This window comes from uncultured Fibrobacter sp., assembly GCF_947166265.1.
In the GTDB taxonomy this organism is placed as follows: Bacteria; Fibrobacterota; Fibrobacteria; order Fibrobacterales; family Fibrobacteraceae; genus Fibrobacter.
The window spans coordinates 1-18,194 of record NZ_CAMVDO010000028.1 but is presented as its reverse complement, the minus strand read 5'-3'; the positions used below and the strand labels follow the sequence as shown (position 1 = coordinate 18,194).

The window sequence follows — 18,194 nt, the reverse complement described above, 5'->3', positions numbered from 1 at the left end:
TATATGGGCTGGCGTTTGCTATTCCTTAAAACAAGCAATCCGCAGTCAGTTTGACGGCGACAGATTCCGAGTATTGGTTCTTCTTCAAGGGGCTTGCCGTAATGAGCGTCTTGAAGATGCCTTTGCGTGTCTCTGCCTCGTTGAGGAATGCGGCAAAACGGCGTTCCATCTTGTTGTATTCCGTCTCGCTAAGGGCGTAATCTGTTTCGGAATATTTTAGCTCGCAGAGATTGATCATTCCGTCTGCGCGGTCGATTATCAGGTCTATCTGAGCCGGTGTCTTTTTGCTTTTGCTTCGCCAGGAGTATTGCTGTGTCGAAATCCCGTCTATCTTGAGCGCGGCCTTGATTTGCTGTACGTGGAGCAGGCAGACTTTTTCAAACGAAAGCCCTAGCCAAGTGTTTATGACGGGGGTGTTGATGTGGTTTTCCAAAAAGCGGCTGTCGCCCTTTGCCTTGTCATTGAAATATAGGTGGAACAGGGTAAATGGGTCGATGAGTTGGTAGATTCCGCTGTTTTCCTTGATGACTTTTTTTTCTCGCACCATGTATTTTCGGATAAAACCGCATTCTACCAGATTTTGCAATTGTTCGGAGAGCGTTCCTCCTTTTTCGGATTTCATAGCTTCGATAAGTTCTTTGCGCGTCATGCCTTGCTTCTTTTGAGCGAGGGTTTCCACGATTCGCATGTAGGGCTCTGCCGCATTGAACAGTGTTTTGAAAAGTCGCTTGTACTCGCGGCGCATTTCTCCATTTTCCGAGAAATAGAGCCTGTCTATGTTTTGTGCGAGACTCTCGCATTCGTCGAAAAGGCTGAGGTAATAGGCGACTCCGCCTGTGAACATGTACGACTGCAAAATCATTTGCCTGGTCCAGGTGAAATTTTTGGACTGCAGGTATTCTTCGGTTTCTTTGAGCGTAAAGGGCAAAAGCTTTATTTCGTGTGTAATCCTGTTGTGGAGTCCTCCCTTGCTATCAATGAGGTTCTTGATCATCCAGGAGGTTGCCGAACCGCATACGATGAGTTTGAAGTTGTCTTGGTTCCCGGCCCAACTGTTCCAAAAATGTCCGAGGGCTTTTGTGAATCCGGACCCTTGCGTGTCAAGGCTTGGAATTTCGTCGATGAAAACGATGCAGGGTGACTCTTTTGAAATTTTGCTTGATAATGCCTTGCGTAGTTGCGAGAACGCTTCCATCCAATTTTGGGGGCGCTCATTGGTTTCATATCCGAAGATGTCCATCGCGTCTAGGAATGCGCTTATTTGTTCGTCCTTCTTGCCGTCTAAGACGCCTGTCATTGAGAAGGCGAATCTGTCCTTGAATGTCTGGTTGATAAGGAATGTCTTTCCTACGCGACGGCGACCGTATAGGGCGATGAATTCCGCGTTTTTAGAGGCGACGTGGCGCTCCAGCAGCTGAATTTCGGTATTTCTTCCAATGATGCTCATACTGTTAATCTATAATATTTTTCGCCAAAAGTCAACGAAAATACGAGTTTTGGCGAAAATTGTGTATGTTTTTCGCCAAAAGTCTACTTAAATACGAGTTCTGGCGAAATATGTGACCCGCTTCGGTTATGTCAACATATTAATTATCCAAAACGGATAATCTGATTCGGATAATTACGAAAAAGCGGATTTTTCTTTTTTTGCAGCCCTTTTAATGCTTTTTATTCGTATTTTAAATTCCGAAATCCGAGTTCTGACCTCTGAAATACAGCATCTTTCTACATTTTCTCCCATGAAACCTTTAAGCAATCGTACGGAACATTTTACGGAATCGGTCATTCGTCACATGACGCGCATCGCGAACGCTTGCGGTGCAATCAACTTGTCGCAGGGTTTCCCGGATTTTGACCCGCCCAAGGCCTTGCAAGACCGCCTGGCCGAAGTCGCCCATACGGGCCCGCACCAGTACGCGATTACGATTGGTGCGCAGAATTTCCGCGAAGCGCTTTCCAAAAAGCAGGAGCATTTCAGCGGACTGCGTTACGACCCGCAAACCGAAATGGTCATCACCTGTGGCAGTACCGAAGCCATGATGATTACGATGATGTCGGTCTGCAATCTGGGCGACAAGGTGGTCATCTTTTCGCCGTTCTACGAGAACTACACCGCCGATACGATTCTGAGTGGGGCGACTCCGATTTACGTGCCGCTCGACCCGCACGATTTCACCTTCGATGCCAACGTCCTCGAAGATGCCATGAAACAGCCGGGCGTGAAGGCGCTCGTACTTTGCAATCCGTCGAACCCGAGCGGAAAAGTCTTTACCCGCGAAGAGCTGCAGATTATTGCGAACCTCGCTATCAAATATGATTTGTATGTAATCACCGACGAAGTCTACGAACATATCGTGTTCGCTCCGCACCGTCATACTTATATTGCGACGCTCCCGGGAATGCGCGAACGCACCATTGAATGTTCCAGCCTTTCCAAGAGCTATTCCATTACGGGCTGGCGCCTGGGCTATGTGCTCGCTGCCGAACCCGTCATGAACAACATCAAGAAAATTCACGACTTCACGGTGGTGGGGGCCGCCTCGCCGCTGCAAGAAACCGCACTCACCGCCCTCAATTTCGACGACGATTACTACGCGGAACTGCAGGCGCATTACACGCACATGAAGGAAATCTTTACCGGCGGTCTGCGCAATCTAGGTTTCAAGTTCACCGAGCCGCAGGGCACGTACTTCGTGATGATGGATATCAGCGAATTCGGCTACAAGTCCGATGACCAGTTCTGTATCGACCTCGCGCAAAAGGTGGGTGTCGCCGCAGTGCCGGGTTCCAGCTTTTTCCGCGAACCGGTGAATCACCTGATCCGCTTCCATTTCGCCAAGAAAGACGAAACCCTCATCGATGCGCTTAACCGTCTGGAAAGTCTTCGCCAGAAGATGAAATAAGCGAATTTGCTTCCCTGCAATTTTTGCCCCGCTGTAGCGGGGTTTTCTCTTTTATGAAACATTGCGTTTCATAAAACTATGTTTTTAATTGCCTAATTAAATAAAAATCGGCAATCTTATTTAAATTCCTCTTGTTTTGTTTCATAGATTTCTTTATTTTTGAAACATATAGAACACGTGATGGCCTTGAATGGGTGGGAGATACCTACCTTTGCGGGCATGCCATTTTGCGAGAATATGAACCCGATTACGGAATACAACGATTACCGCCGCTATATGCGCGATTACTACGAGGAACGCAAGCGTACCTCGTATTTCTCGTGGCGTGAGTTTGCAAAACTGGCGGGCTTTTCTTCGTCGGGATATCTGAAACTGGTTTGCGACGGCAAGACGCGTCTCCGTCAAGACGGCGCTCTTAAGGTGGCGCGTGCCATGGAACTTTCCGGATACCGTCAGGAATATTTTTGCCTGTTGGTGGAATTCTGCGATGCGCCGGACGAACGCTCCCGTGTACAGGCTTTCTCCCGGATGCGCGCTCTGATGGAGGGGAATGGGGTGCGTGTCCTGGGAGCCGAGGCATTTGACTATTATCGTTCCTGGGTGAATCCTGTCGTGCGTGAACTTGCTCCGATGATGCCCGGGGCCAAGCCTTCGGATATTGCGAAGATGTGTATTCCCGAGGTGACGGCGGGCGAGGTCCGCAACTCGCTGGAACTGATGGTGCGTGCGAATTTGCTGGGACGGCGTCCTGACGGAACTTACGTGCAAATAAATAAGGGACTCACGGGCGATCCCGCCTTGTTGTCGGCGTCCATGAAGGTGATGCAAAAACAGGTGGCGCAACTGGCTGCCGATGCGCTGGATAATGTTCCTGCAGAGGAACGGGACATCTCGGGCTTTACCTTGGGCATTAGCGAAAATGCCTACCGCCGCCTGGTAGAAGAAATTGCGGCTTTACGCAAACGGATCAAGGATATCGTATCTGAAGACGAAGGGTGCAATCGAGTTTATCGGTTGAACTTGCAACTGTTTCCCCTAAGTGAAAAACGGAGGAATGATAATGAAGATAAATGAAATTAAAAACGTATTTGCCTTTTGTATGGGCTGCCTCGCCCTGCTTGCGGGGTGTGCGGGCTTTACCGAAGACGTGAGCGGGAATGTTGCCGATCATTCTGACGAAGCGAATCAGATTGAATCTCAGTATGCGCTGGCACGTGTCATGCAATCAGGAAAGGTGGTACGCAGTTCCGCGAGCGATTCCATTATGCTGATTCTTGAAGTTAATGGTGGTTGCGTAAATCAGAGCGGAAGCATTGTCTATAATCCGGATTTTTATTATAGGGATACGTCAAGATATGCCTATAGTTTCCGCGGCGATACGCTCTTGCTCACGAACCATTATGTGCCGGACAGGTATGAAGTGGACCAGACGGAATATGATGAGTCGTTTATTTTGGTGGGAGGAACCTCCGGTAAGCTAGACGGGGTCTGGTTCTTCACTCAATGCCGGTATAGGGAAGAAAAAATATATTGCAGTAATTACGGCTACGATACGTATATGAAAATCAACGGAAACAAGGTGGAGTACCGCGTAGCGGACCGTGAAGACTACGATTATATGCAGACGGTCTTTGTGTGGGAATTGTTCATGTTCTTAGGATCGCATAATTCAATTCAATTGGAGACTCCGTTCTATTATACGGATACGAAATACGAACAGGAAGAATATGGGATAAGCATTCTTGAAAAGACGAAGAAATCCATGAAGTTCTCTTATAATGGTTTGACCTTTGATCTTAATGTAGATTATGCCTATTATAAGGATAGCTTGTCTGTAACACTCAAATCGGGAGATGTGACCTGTGTCGGAAAACATCGGGAAATCGTGAATGTCCCGCCTGAAATGTGCAACGCTGATGATGTAGATAATTTCTATGAGATCGATGATACGGGGCTGCTAAAATATCAAAAGCAGAATGATTCTGAATTTGAAACCTGTATCGACGGAATTCTCGGACGCAGTCGAGAATAATGGCTAGCGCGATTCTTCGCGCTTCTCCGCATCCCGCTTGGAATACGCGCATCCGCAGTAATTCTGTCGGTATAAGTTGTACTCTGCTGAAAGCTGGATGGAGCGCTTGTAGCCGCCCTTCTTCTTGAAGTCGCTGGGCAGGCGTTTGATTCCGTAAATATCGCACTGCTCCTGCACCACTTCGTTCAGCACCTGCGCATTTTTCATGGGGCTGATGGTGAGCGTGGTGGTAAAGTATTCGCAGTTCAGTTCCTCCGCGAGTCTGGCCGATTCGGCGAGTCGCAATTCAAAACACTTGCGGCAGCGCGCGCCACCTTCGGGTTCGTTTTCGAGCCCGCGTGCGACATCGTAGAATTTCTTCGGGTCGTATTCACCCTCGATCAGCGTGACCGGATACTTCGTCTTGAATTCGGCAACGAACCGCTTGATTTCTTCGACGCGGTGGCGGTATTCTTCGTCCGGAGCGATGTTCGGGTTGTAGTAGAAAAGCGTAATCTTGAAGTACTGCGACAGGTATTCGATAGTGTAGCTGCTGCACGGTGCGCAACAGGCGTGCAGCAAAAGCGTCGGAACTTCGCCGGTGCGTTCCAGCCTGCGGATAATATAATCCAAGTCGCGCTGGTAATTATGCTTGGGATGGCCTTTGTCATGCCCGACTTGGTCGGGCATCTCCTTTTCGCGCTGAACAATGTGCGTTTGATCCTTTTCGGCCATATATTACTCCCAGCTTAAAGTGCCAAAAGCAGTAATCCAGAAGCAGATGCTTGTCACGACGGCGAAGCTTCCCATCACGGTGCGTTCCTTGTGGGCGGTGCTGAAGAGGACCGTCGCGGTATAGAACGTGAGGTACAGCGCAAAGAAGAACGCGAGAATGCGCGTCACCATAAACGGGATAATCTCGGGCAGAACATGCCCCGCCGAAAGCAACACGAAAAGGGCGACGAACTGCATTGTGGTCGGCACGATGAATGCCTTGCGGACCTCGGGCGGAATCACCTTGTAGCGGGCGTTCATGGCGTAGGCTCCGAGCGGGGCGCCGCAGGCGAGCGCGATATTCAGCGCGATGGAGGGCAAAAAGGCGATAGCCCCGATGATGGCTGCGATAAACATGACTCAAAGATAAAAAAAGGACGGCTCCGGGTAAAGGAGGTAACCTAGAGCCGTCAGGGAGTGTTTGGGTAGCTATAAGATACATATTCCAAGTTGGAATAACCACACTTAGGGTGAAATTCGTGTTTACCGAAGTAAACAGGTTTGTATACGATCTGACGGATGCCCTCAAAAACGTCGTTTTTTTAGGAAAAAAGTGTAAAGGAAGACAGCGATGTGATTTTGCTCACATCTGAAATTCGCATTTTTTGTCCTGAGCACTTCGTACAGGATGACATCCTCATGATGCATTGTTAATTTTTAATTGCTTAACAAGTCCATTCTTTATTTTTAATGACTAGTCACTACCTATGCCGAACCTTTATAACATTGTCGCGGAACTGTGCTCGAAATTAGTGAACACCTGTTCGGAAGAATTTTTCGTCAAGTATAGTTGCATCGCTCCTGCCGAAAAGAACCGAATTTATGGGGTTGTTCAGGCGGGAGTCGGTACTCTGTTTCAAGAAGGGGGCGTGGCAGAGCGTGGCTCAATTCGCAAGCTGGACGCCGCCGATTTGACGGAAGATTTTTTCGGAAGTCTGAGCGCGCTGATGTTGCGCCTCGAATCGGAGGGGGACTATTACGCGTTGCTTGGCCTGTTGCGGATTTTAGACTTTTCCATGGAAAAACTCCTGAAAAATGCCATCGAGGAGTTTGAACAGGAGAAGTTCTCGATAGTCTTGAATACGAACCGCGAATCGGTCGGTATCGGTCTTTTGCCGCGTTGCTCTTGCATTTGGGAGCGTAAGCACCGACTGATTCATCGCTACAATCACCTGGAAAGTTTTCTGTACAATATTCTGGTGATGGAAAATTCGGTGCTGGGCGAGCTGATTGATAAGCACTTTTTCTTGAAAAGCGAGTTCTTCCCACGGTTCAGGGAACGTCACGCCCTGAAAATTGCGGCGACCCCCTTGCGTCTTGAAAAGAATTTTCAGATGCAGCTGACAGACAAGGACAAGGTCCAGTATTTCAACATTACCTACGAGAATTCGTCGTTTGACAAGGACAACGAACTTATCTGGAAAAAGATCTGGACAGCCGCAGAAAACGAGAGCGATATCGTCGTATTTCCGGAACTTCTCGGAAATGCCGAAATGACGGATTTTGTTGTGAACAAGATCAAGTCCCTTTCACCCGCCGAGGCAGATAAGATTCCGTCGCTGATTATTTTGCCGTCGTACTGGGAAAAGAATCGCAACGTGGTGACGATCATGGATAAGTTCGGAAACGTGATTTGCAGACAGAATAAGCAGAACCCGTTCCGCAAGGAATTCGACGGTGTCGGCTATCTGGAACAGATTAGTTCTAATCTTGTTGTGAACATATTGCATTTCGAAGGGATTGGCCGCATTGCGATCATGGTCTGTAGGGACTTCTTGGAAACGGAGTACATGCAGCAGTTGATGCGCTGCTTTAAGCTCACGCTGATTATTGTACCGTCGTTTTCGACGGGATCCTACGATTTTCGACGGTCGTTCGACTTGTGCGCCCATGAGGACTGCAACGTGGTGTGGGTGAATACTTGCGCTGCATTCATCAAGGGTAAAGAAGCGAATTTCAGGGATATCGGCTATGTGCGCAAGCGAATTTCGCGCGACGAGGACGAGGCGCAGATGCTTTACAAGATGCCCATTTGCGAAGGGGCGTTCAAGGGCGAATGCACGCACGACTGTATTTATTATGAAACTATTCAGGGGGTGTGATTATGGAATTTGAATCGATCGAAAAAATCCATCAGGGAAAATTCATTACCCGCTACAATATCCACTACAGAACGGTCAGTGGCAAGTCAAAGACGTACGAGATGATCAGTCGTAATCCCGACATTACGGGAATCAAGGATATGCTCGAAAAGAAACCGCATGCCGTCGTGATGATCATGCATGATTGCACCGGCCAAAAATTGTTGCTTTGCAAGGAATACCGCATGGCCGTGGGTGAGAGCATCTACAATTTCCCGGCGGGCCTAATTGACCCCGGCGAAAGCTACGAAGAGGCGGCTGCTCGCGAACTCCGCGAAGAGACGGGGCTTTCGCTCATGCGTATTGACGAGGTGTGGAAGCCGAGTTATTCGGCGGTAGGTTTCTCGAACGAGAGAAATGTCGTTGTCGTTGGTGTGGCCGGTGGAGAGATCTGCCCGAGTGATTCCGAACTCGAAGAAATTCAGGCGGAATGGTTCGACAAGAAGCAAATCCGCGAAATCCTAAAGGATGAACGCCTTTCCGCGAGAACGCAGACTTATTGCGCCTTGTGGAGCAGGCAGTAGATAAAGGTGGCTGGTTTCAGGTGCCAGATTTGGGGGGGGGCGGGCATATAAATCTGTATAAAGAATGCTTTTTATATGCCCCTTTTTTGAATTTGTAAATAAACTAACTTGTTCTTGGCAGCATGGGGGCATATAAAAGTCTTAAAACGGGCTTGTTTATACGTATGTTACCTTGCTTATCTCTGCGAAATAGTGCTTTTTGATTGCAGATAAACTAGAACGGGGCGTATAAAAAGTGGAAAATTGTGACTCTTATATGCCCCGTAGCGTTAAAAGAGCATTTTGAAAGCCTGAAAACTGCTTTAAAAGTAGTTTAGAAGTGAATCTTGGCGAAGAATGCCGCGTGTAGCGGGTGGAGCGGGGTTTCGGCGGTACGCCGAAACGTGACCGCGAGCGACAGCTGCAAAATGTCGGTGCCTACCTCGGCGGAGCTTCTGATTTGGAGTTCGCGGGCAGGCGATCCCTTCGGGAACGCAACCGCTACACCCGTGCTGTTGAATGCATCTGCTGCGTAGGCGGCGCCCGCCTCGTAAAGAGGCGTGGCAAAGCCCTGGCCCCTCGTATGCCTGGAGCGGATTTTTCCCGTAAAAACCAGTTGCTCTCGGCCTGCCAAGGGAACGTTTTCCTTGCGGCGTGTCCTTTGTGTATTGGGGGCTGCTTTTTCGCCGAGGTTTCGTTCCTGTTCTTGCTTGTACATTCGATTTCTAGTGCTTCCGCTCCCTATATTCCACGTGGATTTGACTTTTAGGGCCAGGTCATTTTGCCTACAGCGCTCCTCTGCCTGCATGCAGGTCGCGCTCGCACCGCCCCTCAAGAGCTGCGGTCCCGATTCGGCGTTCACCTTGATACGCGTCTTGCTGGAGTCTCCTTCAAGCGGAATGATGGTGCGGGCGTTCACGCCGAATTTACTTTCCCACGAATCAACGGCAGTCACCGCGAAAGTCTGACTTCCCCAGAAGCGGCTTTTTTCGATGGTCGCGCTCAGGTGCGATTCCCGCGGCAGAGATTCTCCGTGTAGGTAGGCGTCCGCATTCCATCCGACGGTGGCGTATTCCGTGTTTTCCCGATGGTGGAGTTGGAGCTTGAACAAGGGAAAGTTTCCCTTGTTTTCAGGAATCCACCAGGCGGCCAGGTTTCCCCAATTCCCCTTGAATTGTGCGGAGACGGAATACTTTTCGGTGGTGTGGATTCCCGATGTCGTGTCGCCATTGCCGCTATTGTCGCCATTTTCGCTGTTACCCGTGTGCCGATGTTGCCAAAAGGCTAGCTCAAGCTCCGTTTTCTTGTCGGGGGCGAACCCGATGTTTGCACGTGTCGTTGTTGCCGTATCCAGTAACGCTCCGATTCTGAATTTCCCTATAGGGTAAAGAAGGGCGGTTCCCCATAGTGTATCGAGTGGAATCGCGCTACGGATTTCCTTGGTCGATATTTGGCCGAAGTGCGCCTCGCTCCCTGCATTCTTGTAAGTGAGGAGCGATTGGGTGCCTAGCCTGAGGGTGTAGCGATAAAAGTTCAGGTGCAGTTCCGCCCGCTGACTTTCGAGATGGCCGGTGGAATCCGTGCGTCCGCGCCATTCCGCGTACCCGTGAGGGGCTAGGCCTGGGTGAACATTTTTTTTCGGGGCTGCATTCTGGTCGCTTTCGGGAACGGCCTCGGAAAGTGCGCAATTTTCCAATGCGTACACTTCGGCGAGAATGCAGGCTTCTTGCATATTTCCCTCTTCTAACCGTTCGAGTATTTCTTTCGCTTCGTCGCCGTCGATCATTCCGTTGTCCCACCATTCGAAAACGCGGGCTTCGTCTAGCGGCTGACTTGCGGCGACTGTTACCCCAAAAAGGGCGGTGAATAAAACCTTGGCGCAGTATAGATTTCTCATTTTTCCTGATCCTCTATACTATACACGTATTTTTCAGAAAAATTATCCCTTTTTGTCCCCTTTTTTATTTCTACCTTTGCACTTATGGCAAGTAACTGGTCAAAGAAACCGTTTTCTAGGGAGTCCTCGCAAACTCGAGGCGGAACATCCCGTCAACCGTCCCGCAATGCGTCTGCTGCAGGTCGCGACTTCGTGCCGCACCTCAAGGCACCCCGAACCGACTTTCCACTGTTTAACGGCAAGCGCGTTACGCCCTCTCTTGCAGGTCTCGACAAGTTACTGCATTACTACGGCGTGGAACTCCAGCCCGAAACGCTCAAGCAGATTTGGGAATTTCACCAGCTGCTCCGGGCGAATAACGACGACCAGGACTTGACGCGTCTGAACGCTTTTGAAACGATGGTGGAGCGTCACTATGCCGACTGTACGCTGATTAATGCGTATGTGCCCAAGTGGCCTGCCCGCATGATTGACGTAGGGAGTGGCGCCGGTTTTCCGGGAATTCCGCTCAAGATCGTGAACCCCTCCATTCGCCTTACTTTGTGCGAACCGCGCCCGAACCGCATCAACTTCCTCAACATGGTCATCGAAAAAATGGGCCTCAAGGGTATCGACGTGTTCGGTCACAAGGTCACGAGCCGCAGCATGACTATCCCCGTGGACGGAGTCATCAGCCGCGCTTTCGAACTCATGGAAAAGACGCTTCCGCGCATCGCCAATTCGCTCAAGGTGGGCGGCCGCGTATTCTTTATGAAAGGCCCCGCCGTCGCAGACGAACTCAAGACTTTTCATCCCGAAGATTTTGGCTACAAGTTTGTAGACAAGCATTTCTACACTATCCCGAACAGTACGCAAGACCGCGCCCTTGTAATTCTTGAGCGTGTAGAATAGCGAAATTTCGGAAAAATGAACCAATAAAAAAAAGCCGCTCTGGTGGGTCTGTCTCGTCTAGAGACCTACGGCTCGCTTTTGCTGTCAGGAGGGACCAGCCGCGACGCCGACTCTTCTTATCCACCAGAGGGGCTCAATCATTAATATACCTCTTTTTTTTAAAAGCGGTACAATTTTTTTTGAAAATCTTATTCCAAGTTGGAATATCCGTGACACCGTGTACAAAGAAACCCGGCTTTTAAGCCGGGCATCTTTCAAAAATATTTTTTCCGAGAAGCGTGCTTATTTAGCGAAAGGCTCCATCACCTGCCACAAGACAGCCTTGTGAGCGTGCAGGCGGTTTTCTGCTTCTTCGAAGCTCATGTTCACGTCGAGGTTGTCCATCACGGAGTCCGTGATTTCTTCGCCGCGGTGAGCCGGCAAGCAGTGGCTGACCTTGCAGTGAGCCGGAGCGAGTTTCAGGAGCTCGTCGTTGATCTGGAACGGCAAGAAGTGGCTCTGCTTGGTGGCCTTTTCGCCTTCCTGACCCATAGAAACCCAAACGTCGCTATAAAGGATGTCGGCGTCCTTGACGGCTTCCTTCGGATCGTGGAATACGCGGTACTGGCAACCGTGCTTCTTGAGGCCGGCCTCCGCTTCTTCTACCACCTTCGCGGGCTGTTCGAAACCCTTCGGGCAGGCGAGCGTGAAGTTCATGCCCACCTTGGAGGCGAGGGCGAGGAAAGAGTTGGCGACGTTGTTGCCGTCACCGATGAAGGCGACGGTCTTCGGCTTGCCACCCTCGTTCTTGAATCCGCCGAGGTTTTCCTTGATCATCTGGGCAAAGGCGATTGCCTGGCATGGGTGGTAGTCGTCGGTCAGGGCGTTCACGACCGGCACACTACCGTATTCGGCGAGCTGTTCCACCAGGTCCTGCTTGAAGCAGCGAACCACGATGGCATTCACCCAGCGGCTAAGGCAACGGGCGACGTCCTTGACGCTTTCGCGCTTGCCAAGACCGATGGAATCGGGGGCGAGCAATACGGCGTGGCCGCCGAGCTGGTTCATGCCCACCTGGAAAGTGGTGATAGTTCGCAGAGAGGGCTTTTCGAAGAACATGGCGATGTTCTGGCCGTGCAGACGGTCGGACACCTTGCCGGCGTGGACTTCCGCCTTGAGGCGGGAGGCAATATCGATAGTTTCCAGGATTTTTTCTTCGCTCCAGTCCATGAGGCGGAGGAAATGCTTGTTGCGATCAATCATCTTCTATCCTTTGGGCAAGCCCTATAAAAAACAAAAAAGTAAAAAACGGAGCTTTTACACTCCGTCTTTAACAGGAAATCACAATAGAATGCTAACGGATATTAGCGAAGTTTCTTTTTGTGACGGTCACGACGACGGCGCTTCTTACGCTTGTGAGTCGCAATCTTCCTGCGCTTTCTTTTCTTTCCGCAAGGCATGTTGTTTCTCCGTTAAGGGTTAAACTAAAAATTGTATGCGCAAATAGAGAAAATTTTAGGGGCTTTGTCAAGGGCAAAATGCCCCCAAAACAGATAAAAATATTCAAAAAAGTAAGCAAAAACCCCCGACTTGCGCCGGGGGTCTGGGTGTTTGTCCTTTTTTTATAGGATGGTTTAATTCAAAGTGGGCGTTGTCCAGTCTTGCCAGTCCGCCGCGTTGTAGCTTACGCCCTTCGCCTCGATCTTACCCGTATTTTGAGTTTTGTCGTCGAACAGGTATTTTTTCACGAAGGCGGTGAGCTCGTCCTTGTTTTCGGCAGGGAAGCTGCAGTGCATGTGGTTTGCCGCCTTGCTGTAGGTGAAGTCCTTCTCGGCCCCGAGGGCCTTGAAGATTTCGACTGTGGACATGGCGTTTGCGTAGCTGGCGCCTTCACCGAGCCATACCCAGCCGGTATTGTCGAGAACCAGGAGCGCGCGCGGGGCGACCATGCCGGTCAGGTAATGGTGGTCTGTGGGCAGGTCGTTGATTCGGTTACCGTAGTTACAGAGCGAGGAGCGGAACCAGGCGGCTTCCTGACAGGCGTGGCTGAGCGGCTGGGCTTCGCTGTCCTTGGCGGCGCTACGCCAGTTGGAAGCTCCACCGGAACCGGATTCCTGCGGAATGACAAGCGCAATTCGTGCGTCGAAGGCTCCTGCCACTGCGGCGCCCTTGCCAAGGCGAGAACATCCGGTAACACCCAAGTGGTGTACATCGATGCCCGCTTCGGGCGTCTTTTCGAGGGCGTCGATTACGCGGCTTACGCCCCAGGCCCATGCAATCATTGCGCCCGCGCTATGGTTGCTTCCGTAGATGTCGTAGAACCTTCCCTTGCCGCGGGTCGTTTCCGGGGCGACATCATCGGGATTGAACGAAATCGTCGCGATATTCAGGCCGGAATAGTCTAGGCTTCCGCCGCTGAACCCGATAATGGCGGGCTTCGGGGCGTCCTTGGTGCCTGCACCAGAAATCTTGACGCTAAAGCTGATGGTTTTTCCCTTGTCTGTAACGGTGACCTTGAGCGAACCGCCGGAGTAGCTTCCTTCCACTTTTTCCGGATTGCGCGGCTTTTCGCCGAGTTCAACTTCTTCGAGAAGTGCCGAAATTTCTTCGCGGCGGCATTTCCACTGAGCCTTTGTGGTCACCTTGGAACCGTCAAATGCGGTAAACGGATCGGGGAGCTTCGGGTTGCTTCCGATTTTCGGAATGCTTGCGACGGGGCATTCATCACGGAAATGTTCCTTGAAATCGCTGCCCGGTGTCGGCGGAACAACAACCGCTTCGCTCGAACTGGATTCCACGGGGATTATGCTGACGGAAGAACTGCTACCCCAATGATGGTGGTGGCTGCTCGAAGATTCTACAGGCGGATTGGAGTCCGAAGATTCGGGCTGCTGTGCTCCGGCCTCGCTAGACGAGGTAGGGATGTTCGGGTCTTGCGGATCGTTGGGATCCTGAGGTTCGTTAGGGTCCTGGGGGTTATTCTGGCCAAGCGGATTATTCGGATCGTCCGGGTTCTGGTTTGCGGCTGTAGAATCGTCCTTTGGATTCTGCTGATTGGCCGCATTTGCCGAATCCGCGTTAAATTCGCCATATTTATCAATAAGGCATTGTTCAGTGACACATTCTGTAGAGGCTGTATTATTGTCGTCTCCACAGGCCCAAAATCCAGCGGCTATTGCCACCGGCAAAAGAAACTTGATTTTTTTCATAATAATTAATCCAACCCCATGCGAACATAGTGAATTCTACATTCCCATGTACAAATAAAATAAATTCAAAATTTTTAAAGAGTATACTGTGGGATGTGTTTTCCGTTGTTCGCCTTTACAACGCATGGCCCTTCGACGCGCTGCGCTTGCACTTCGGCAGGCTCAGTGTACCACTCAGGGACCTTACGCCAGACACCTGAAACCTGACGCATCATTCCTAACCACTAACCACTTTTAACTAATCACTATTTGCTATAATTGCCCTGCAAATAAAGGAGACTCTTATGGAACAGCAAGCTGTAGAAGCGGTGTCTTTTTTTCATGGAACATTTTGGGCCTTGATTCCTTCGGTAGTAGCCATTGTCTTGGCCCTTATTACCAAGGAAGCTTATTCGTCCTTGTTTGTGGGTGTCCTTATTGGCGGCCTTTTTATTAGCCAGGGAAGTTTCTCTGGATTTCTGGATGCCGTGTTCAAGGATGGTATGGTCAAGCAGGTGTCCGATCCATGGAACGTGGGGATACTCTTTTTCCTAGTAATGCTTGGGACGATGGTAGCCTTGATGAATAAGTCGGGGGCTGCGGCGGCGTTTGGAAACTGGGCAAAATTGCATGTCAAGTCCAAGGTCGGAGCACAGCTTGCAACGATTGTTCTTGGTGTGCTGATTTTTGTAGATGACTACTTTAACTGCCTTACGGTGGGTAGCGTGATGCGTCCGGTTACAGACAAGTTTAAACTCAGTCACGAAAAGCTTGCCTATCTGATTGATGCAACGGCGGCCCCTATTTGCATTATTGCGCCGGTGAGTTCCTGGGCGGCGGCTGTAACGGGTTTTGTCGAGGGTGAAGATGGGCTCGGCCTTTTTGTGAAGGCGATTCCCTTCAATTTTTATGCGTTGTTGACGATCGTGGCCCTTTTTGCCCTGGTGCTTTTGAAAGTGGATTTTGGACCGATGAAAAAGTTTGAATCTGCGGCCGAAATGATTGAAACAAAGATGGAAAAACTCAGTGATGAAGAGCCTCGCGGAACGGTGCTTGATTTGATATTCCCGATCGTGATGCTGGTTTTATTCTGTGTGGTCGGATTGATTTATACGGGTGGTTACTTTGCAAGTGGCGAGGCGCATAAGGGCTTTGTCGATGCCTTTGGCGGAAGTGACGCATCTGTTGGCCTAGTTCTTGGAAGCTTTGCCGCCTTTATCGTGACGGTGATTTGGTACTTGGGACGTCGAGTGCTGAAACTCCGCAAGTGCCTGGAGTGCCTGCCCGAAGGTTTCAAGGCGATGGTTCCTGCGATTATTATTCTAGTACTCGCCTGGAGTCTGAAGGGCGTTACCGATGCGCTTGGTGCAAAGGACTTTGTGGCGGGCCTTGTTTCGGGAAGCGCTTCTTCGCTTATGAACTTTATGCCGGCGATTATCTTCTTGGTGGGGATTGGTCTTGCTTTTTCTACAGGTACCTCGTGGGGAACGTTCGGCATCCTGATTCCGATTGTGGTGGCGGCATTCTCTAGCATTGATCCGAATCTGATGATTATCTCCATTTCTGCTTGCATGGCAGGAGCCGTTTGCGGCGACCATATTTCACCCATTTCGGATACTACGATTATGGCGAGTGCCGGTGCCGAGTGTAACCATGTGAATCACGTGAATACCCAGTTGCCGTATGCCTTGAGTGTTGCGGCCATCAGTTTTGTAAGTTACATTGTCGCAGGCGTTACCCGTAGTGCCTTGCTTTCGCTCTTGGTAGGTGTCGTATTGATTGTGGGTGGGTTGCTGCTTTTGAAAAAGCGTAAGCCGGCTGCTCTCAAAACTCGGAAAAAAAGGCGCTGGCCTCGCAAAAAGAAGACTATCGCTTAATCTGTGCGGAGATGATGGCGACCATCATGATGGCGCAGCCACAGATTTCGCGGGCCGAGAGCAGTTCTCCTAGAATGGCCCAGCCCGCAAGTACGGCGAATACCGATTCGAGGCTCATCGTGAGCGAGGCAATAGTGGGGTTCACCTTGTCCTGTGCGACAATCTGTAGCGTATAGGCGATGCCGCTCGAAAAGAAGGCGGCAAAGCATAACCCTGCGACGGCCCGCGGGTTGAGTGCCGCTGCGGCAATCGTGCTAAAGTCCATTTCCGGAAACTTGAGGTCAAAAATAATCATCAGCGGGGCGGTCAGTACGCCGATGGTTAAGAATTGTATCGCCGAAACGCGAATGGGGTCAACACGATTTGCGAACTTGTCAATGACTAGGATGTGGACCGAAAAGGCTAACGCGCAAAGCAACGAAACCCCGTCCGAAAGCTCCAAAGAAAAGCCGTCCTTGATGCATAGCAGGTAAAGCCCGATGGTGGTGATCGCGACGCAAAACCATGTCTTTGCCGAAATGCGGTGCCCAAGAATGAGCCTTACGACCGGCACGAGAACAATGTAGCAGGCGGTAAGGAACCCGGATTTTCCGGCGGAGGTGCCGAGGAACATTCCGAGCTGCTGCAGGTTCATGGCGGTGCAAAGGGCGAGCCCGTAAAAGAATCCCGCTTTCCAAAGAAGCTTGGTTTCGGCGGGGGAGCGCGGCCTGCGCGGACTTTTTCCCAATGCGTCAAGTCCCTTGAAGACCAGGGTGAGAAACCCGGCAGCTATAAAGCATCGGATGCATGAAAACGAAAATGGTCCAAAAGCGTTGCCTTCAATCTGGGCAACAAAACCCGACCCCCAGATGAATGCCGTCAGTACTAACAAAAAACTATAGCCGAAGCTTGCCATGCAGGCAATATATAGAAAAATTGGTGTTACGATTCAAAAAAAGATTTTTTGTAAAGAAACACTTGACTTTATTTTCTTTGGAAGGTATATTAAGTGCGGTGAAAATATAATTATGAAGGAGTCTTTTTATGCCACATCCATTAGAAAAAATGCACAAGTTTTTTTTCGATTGGTTCGAAGATAAGCGAAAAAATGATGGGTTGTACTATTCTGTAAGAAAGAAGAATAAAAACGACATGCTCTCTCTGGGATGCATATTCTTAGGTACGGATTACATTGCAATTCCCTTAGTGAATCATAGAGATTGTCGTCATCGTACTGCGTCTGTTCAGTTTGTTTATGGTGGCAACGAGAATAGTTATAGTATTGAAGTTGTGAGCCGAAATCTTACTGATCCAAAGTATAAGGATTCTGTGGAAGAAAAAGAGTTTTGCAAGAAGGTTGCTGCGTTTATTGAATTGTTTTATGAATATGCAGAAGACAATGGCGGGAAGGTTTTAACGTCAGAAAAAAGTGAAATGTTTTTTTCACGGGACTTAGAGCCTGAAGACATAGGGGTACCTTTATTCGTTGCTCATCAAAAACAACATAGGCCTAAAAAAATGAGTATCAGGCGAAACTTTTTTTTAACGAAACAACCCCTGAAGCTGCTCTTGATAAATTCTACGCCTTCTGGACGAAGCGTGGTATCGGGTATTGGAAAGATTATTTTGAAAGTGCCGCTTCAACAGTGAATACGATAAACAGAAGTCTTGCGAAAATTGACCATTCCGTGGCTCAATGTAATTGGCCTCTGGAGGTTGATTAAAAGTGCTAGCTGCATAAATCCTGAAAAAAATGGGGTTTGCTTTACAAAAATCTCCTTTGTGTCGATAATATAAGAGAACGCACAAAGGAGTTTTTTTATGGGCGAATTTGACAGATACCAGTGCAATATTTGCAACTATATATATGATCCGGAGTACGGGGATCCAGAAGCAGGCACAGACGCCTTGCCGGGAACATCGTTTAGCGAACTTCCCGAATATTGGGTATGCCCCCACTGCGGCGCCGAAAAAGAAGATTTTGAAAACATTGACTGAGCGGATTAAGAAAATATGAGCCAGAAAAGAGAAAAAGTTGTTGCTCGCGACCG

Annotated in this window: 16 protein-coding genes; 9 read left to right on the top strand and 7 right to left on the bottom strand. The window is 49.8% G+C overall.

The features are described 5' to 3' along the window. Positions 1-25 precede the first annotated feature (25 nt). Complete coding sequence (locus tag Q0W37_RS12060; protein WP_297701812.1) at positions 26-1,447, bottom strand: ATP-binding protein; 1,422 nt, start codon at positions 1,445-1,447, stop codon at positions 26-28. A 292-nt stretch (positions 1,448-1,739) separates the two neighbouring features. Between Q0W37_RS12060 and Q0W37_RS12055 the strand changes: the two genes are divergently transcribed. The 3 genes from Q0W37_RS12055 to Q0W37_RS12045 all read left to right on the top strand — a co-directional run bounded on the left by Q0W37_RS12055 (position 1,740) and on the right by Q0W37_RS12045 (position 4,935). After that, a complete protein-coding gene (locus Q0W37_RS12055) occupies positions 1,740-2,903 on the top strand; it encodes an aminotransferase class I/II-fold pyridoxal phosphate-dependent enzyme (RefSeq protein ID WP_297701811.1) in 1,164 nt (387 codons plus the stop codon). A 237-nt stretch (positions 2,904-3,140) separates the two neighbouring features. Then, the gene (locus Q0W37_RS12050) at positions 3,141-3,977 is read left to right on the top strand and encodes a TIGR02147 family protein (protein ID WP_297701810.1); all 837 of its coding nucleotides are present in this window, start codon (positions 3,141-3,143) and stop codon (positions 3,975-3,977) included. After that, positions 3,964-4,935, top strand: a complete 972-nt coding sequence (locus tag Q0W37_RS12045; RefSeq protein WP_297701809.1) for a hypothetical protein — start codon at positions 3,964-3,966, stop codon at positions 4,933-4,935. Before Q0W37_RS12050 ends, Q0W37_RS12045 begins: the two co-directional genes overlap by 14 nt. A gap of 3 nt (positions 4,936-4,938) precedes the next feature. On the opposite strand, the gene Q0W37_RS12040 is transcribed toward Q0W37_RS12045, so the two are convergent. Further along, the gene (locus tag Q0W37_RS12040; RefSeq protein WP_367186277.1) at positions 4,939-5,604 is read right to left on the bottom strand and encodes an epoxyqueuosine reductase QueH; all 666 of its coding nucleotides are present in this window, start codon (positions 5,602-5,604) and stop codon (positions 4,939-4,941) included. A 48-nt stretch (positions 5,605-5,652) separates the two neighbouring features. After that, complete coding sequence (locus Q0W37_RS12035) at positions 5,653-6,045, bottom strand: hypothetical protein (RefSeq protein WP_297701807.1); 393 nt, start codon at positions 6,043-6,045, stop codon at positions 5,653-5,655. 350 nt (positions 6,046-6,395) lie between these two features. Here Q0W37_RS12035 and Q0W37_RS12030 point away from each other — a divergent pair, with 350 nt between their 5' ends. Both Q0W37_RS12030 and Q0W37_RS12025 read left to right on the top strand, forming a co-directional pair. Continuing rightward, entirely contained in the window at positions 6,396-7,790 is a 1,395-nt protein-coding gene (locus Q0W37_RS12030) for a hypothetical protein (protein ID WP_297701806.1), read from the top strand. A gap of 2 nt (positions 7,791-7,792) precedes the next feature. Continuing rightward, a complete protein-coding gene (locus Q0W37_RS12025) occupies positions 7,793-8,353 on the top strand; it encodes an NUDIX hydrolase (RefSeq protein WP_297701805.1) in 561 nt (186 codons plus the stop codon). A 313-nt stretch (positions 8,354-8,666) separates the two neighbouring features. Here Q0W37_RS12025 and Q0W37_RS12020 read toward each other — a convergent pair whose 3' ends face one another. Continuing rightward, complete coding sequence (locus tag Q0W37_RS12020; protein WP_297701804.1) at positions 8,667-10,229, bottom strand: hypothetical protein; 1,563 nt, start codon at positions 10,227-10,229, stop codon at positions 8,667-8,669. Positions 10,230-10,313: 84 nt separating this feature from the next. Here Q0W37_RS12020 and rsmG point away from each other — a divergent pair, with 84 nt between their 5' ends. Next, positions 10,314-11,120 (top strand): 16S rRNA (guanine(527)-N(7))-methyltransferase RsmG, encoded by an 807-nt coding sequence (rsmG, locus tag Q0W37_RS12015; protein WP_297701803.1) that lies wholly within the window; start codon positions 10,314-10,316, stop codon positions 11,118-11,120. Between the two features lie 282 nt (positions 11,121-11,402). Here the strand turns inward: rsmG and argF are convergent, their stop codons facing one another. Both argF and Q0W37_RS12005 read right to left on the bottom strand, forming a co-directional pair. Then, positions 11,403-12,362: an ornithine carbamoyltransferase gene (argF, locus tag Q0W37_RS12010; RefSeq protein ID WP_297701802.1), complete on the bottom strand. Its 960-nt coding sequence runs from the start codon at positions 12,360-12,362 to the stop codon at positions 11,403-11,405. Between the two features lie 371 nt (positions 12,363-12,733). After that, positions 12,734-14,308, bottom strand: a complete 1,575-nt coding sequence (locus Q0W37_RS12005; protein WP_297701801.1) for a hypothetical protein — start codon at positions 14,306-14,308, stop codon at positions 12,734-12,736. A 284-nt stretch (positions 14,309-14,592) separates the two neighbouring features. Here Q0W37_RS12005 and Q0W37_RS12000 point away from each other — a divergent pair, with 284 nt between their 5' ends. Then, positions 14,593-16,164: a Na+/H+ antiporter NhaC family protein gene (locus Q0W37_RS12000; RefSeq protein WP_297701800.1), complete on the top strand. Its 1,572-nt coding sequence runs from the start codon at positions 14,593-14,595 to the stop codon at positions 16,162-16,164. Here Q0W37_RS12000 and Q0W37_RS11995 read toward each other — a convergent pair. Further along, the gene (locus Q0W37_RS11995) at positions 16,154-17,059 is read right to left on the bottom strand and encodes a DMT family transporter (RefSeq protein WP_297701799.1); all 906 of its coding nucleotides are present in this window, start codon (positions 17,057-17,059) and stop codon (positions 16,154-16,156) included. The genes Q0W37_RS12000 and Q0W37_RS11995 overlap by 11 nt on opposite strands. A 128-nt stretch (positions 17,060-17,187) precedes the next feature. Between Q0W37_RS11995 and Q0W37_RS11990 the strand changes: the two genes are divergently transcribed. Together Q0W37_RS11990 and Q0W37_RS11985 are read left to right on the top strand one after the other, a co-directional pair. Continuing rightward, on the top strand, positions 17,188-17,793 hold the full coding sequence (locus Q0W37_RS11990; protein WP_297701798.1) for a hypothetical protein: 606 nt from the start codon (positions 17,188-17,190) through the stop codon (positions 17,791-17,793). Positions 17,794-17,964: 171 nt separating this feature from the next. After that, on the top strand, positions 17,965-18,141 hold the full coding sequence (locus Q0W37_RS11985) for a rubredoxin (RefSeq protein ID WP_297701797.1): 177 nt from the start codon (positions 17,965-17,967) through the stop codon (positions 18,139-18,141). Positions 18,142-18,194: the final 53 nt, after the last annotated feature.

Excerpts from the sequence above, each read along its gene's own strand:
- Q0W37_RS12060 (WP_297701812.1), bottom strand. The coding sequence starts at position 1,447 with ATGAGCATCATTGGAAGAAATACCGAAATTCAGCTGCTGGAGCGCCAC.
- Q0W37_RS12055 (WP_297701811.1), top strand. The coding sequence starts at position 1,740 with ATGAAACCTTTAAGCAATCGTACGGAACATTTTACGGAATCGGTCATT.
- Q0W37_RS12050 (WP_297701810.1), top strand. The coding sequence starts at position 3,141 with ATGAACCCGATTACGGAATACAACGATTACCGCCGCTATATGCGCGAT.
- Q0W37_RS12045 (WP_297701809.1), top strand. The coding sequence starts at position 3,964 with ATGAAGATAAATGAAATTAAAAACGTATTTGCCTTTTGTATGGGCTGC.
- Q0W37_RS12040 (WP_367186277.1), bottom strand. The coding sequence starts at position 5,604 with ATGCCCGACCAAGTCGGGCATGACAAAGGCCATCCCAAGCATAATTAC.
- Q0W37_RS12035 (WP_297701807.1), bottom strand. The coding sequence starts at position 6,045 with ATGTTTATCGCAGCCATCATCGGGGCTATCGCCTTTTTGCCCTCCATC.
- Q0W37_RS12030 (WP_297701806.1), top strand. The coding sequence starts at position 6,396 with ATGCCGAACCTTTATAACATTGTCGCGGAACTGTGCTCGAAATTAGTG.
- Q0W37_RS12025 (WP_297701805.1), top strand. The coding sequence starts at position 7,793 with ATGGAATTTGAATCGATCGAAAAAATCCATCAGGGAAAATTCATTACC.
- Q0W37_RS12020 (WP_297701804.1), bottom strand. The coding sequence starts at position 10,229 with ATGAGAAATCTATACTGCGCCAAGGTTTTATTCACCGCCCTTTTTGGG.
- rsmG (WP_297701803.1), top strand. The coding sequence starts at position 10,314 with ATGGCAAGTAACTGGTCAAAGAAACCGTTTTCTAGGGAGTCCTCGCAA.
- argF (WP_297701802.1), bottom strand. The coding sequence starts at position 12,362 with ATGATTGATCGCAACAAGCATTTCCTCCGCCTCATGGACTGGAGCGAA.
- Q0W37_RS12005 (WP_297701801.1), bottom strand. The coding sequence starts at position 14,308 with ATGAAAAAAATCAAGTTTCTTTTGCCGGTGGCAATAGCCGCTGGATTT.
- Q0W37_RS12000 (WP_297701800.1), top strand. The coding sequence starts at position 14,593 with ATGGAACAGCAAGCTGTAGAAGCGGTGTCTTTTTTTCATGGAACATTT.
- Q0W37_RS11995 (WP_297701799.1), bottom strand. The coding sequence starts at position 17,059 with ATGGCAAGCTTCGGCTATAGTTTTTTGTTAGTACTGACGGCATTCATC.
- Q0W37_RS11990 (WP_297701798.1), top strand. The coding sequence starts at position 17,188 with ATGCCACATCCATTAGAAAAAATGCACAAGTTTTTTTTCGATTGGTTC.
- Q0W37_RS11985 (WP_297701797.1), top strand. The coding sequence starts at position 17,965 with ATGGGCGAATTTGACAGATACCAGTGCAATATTTGCAACTATATATAT.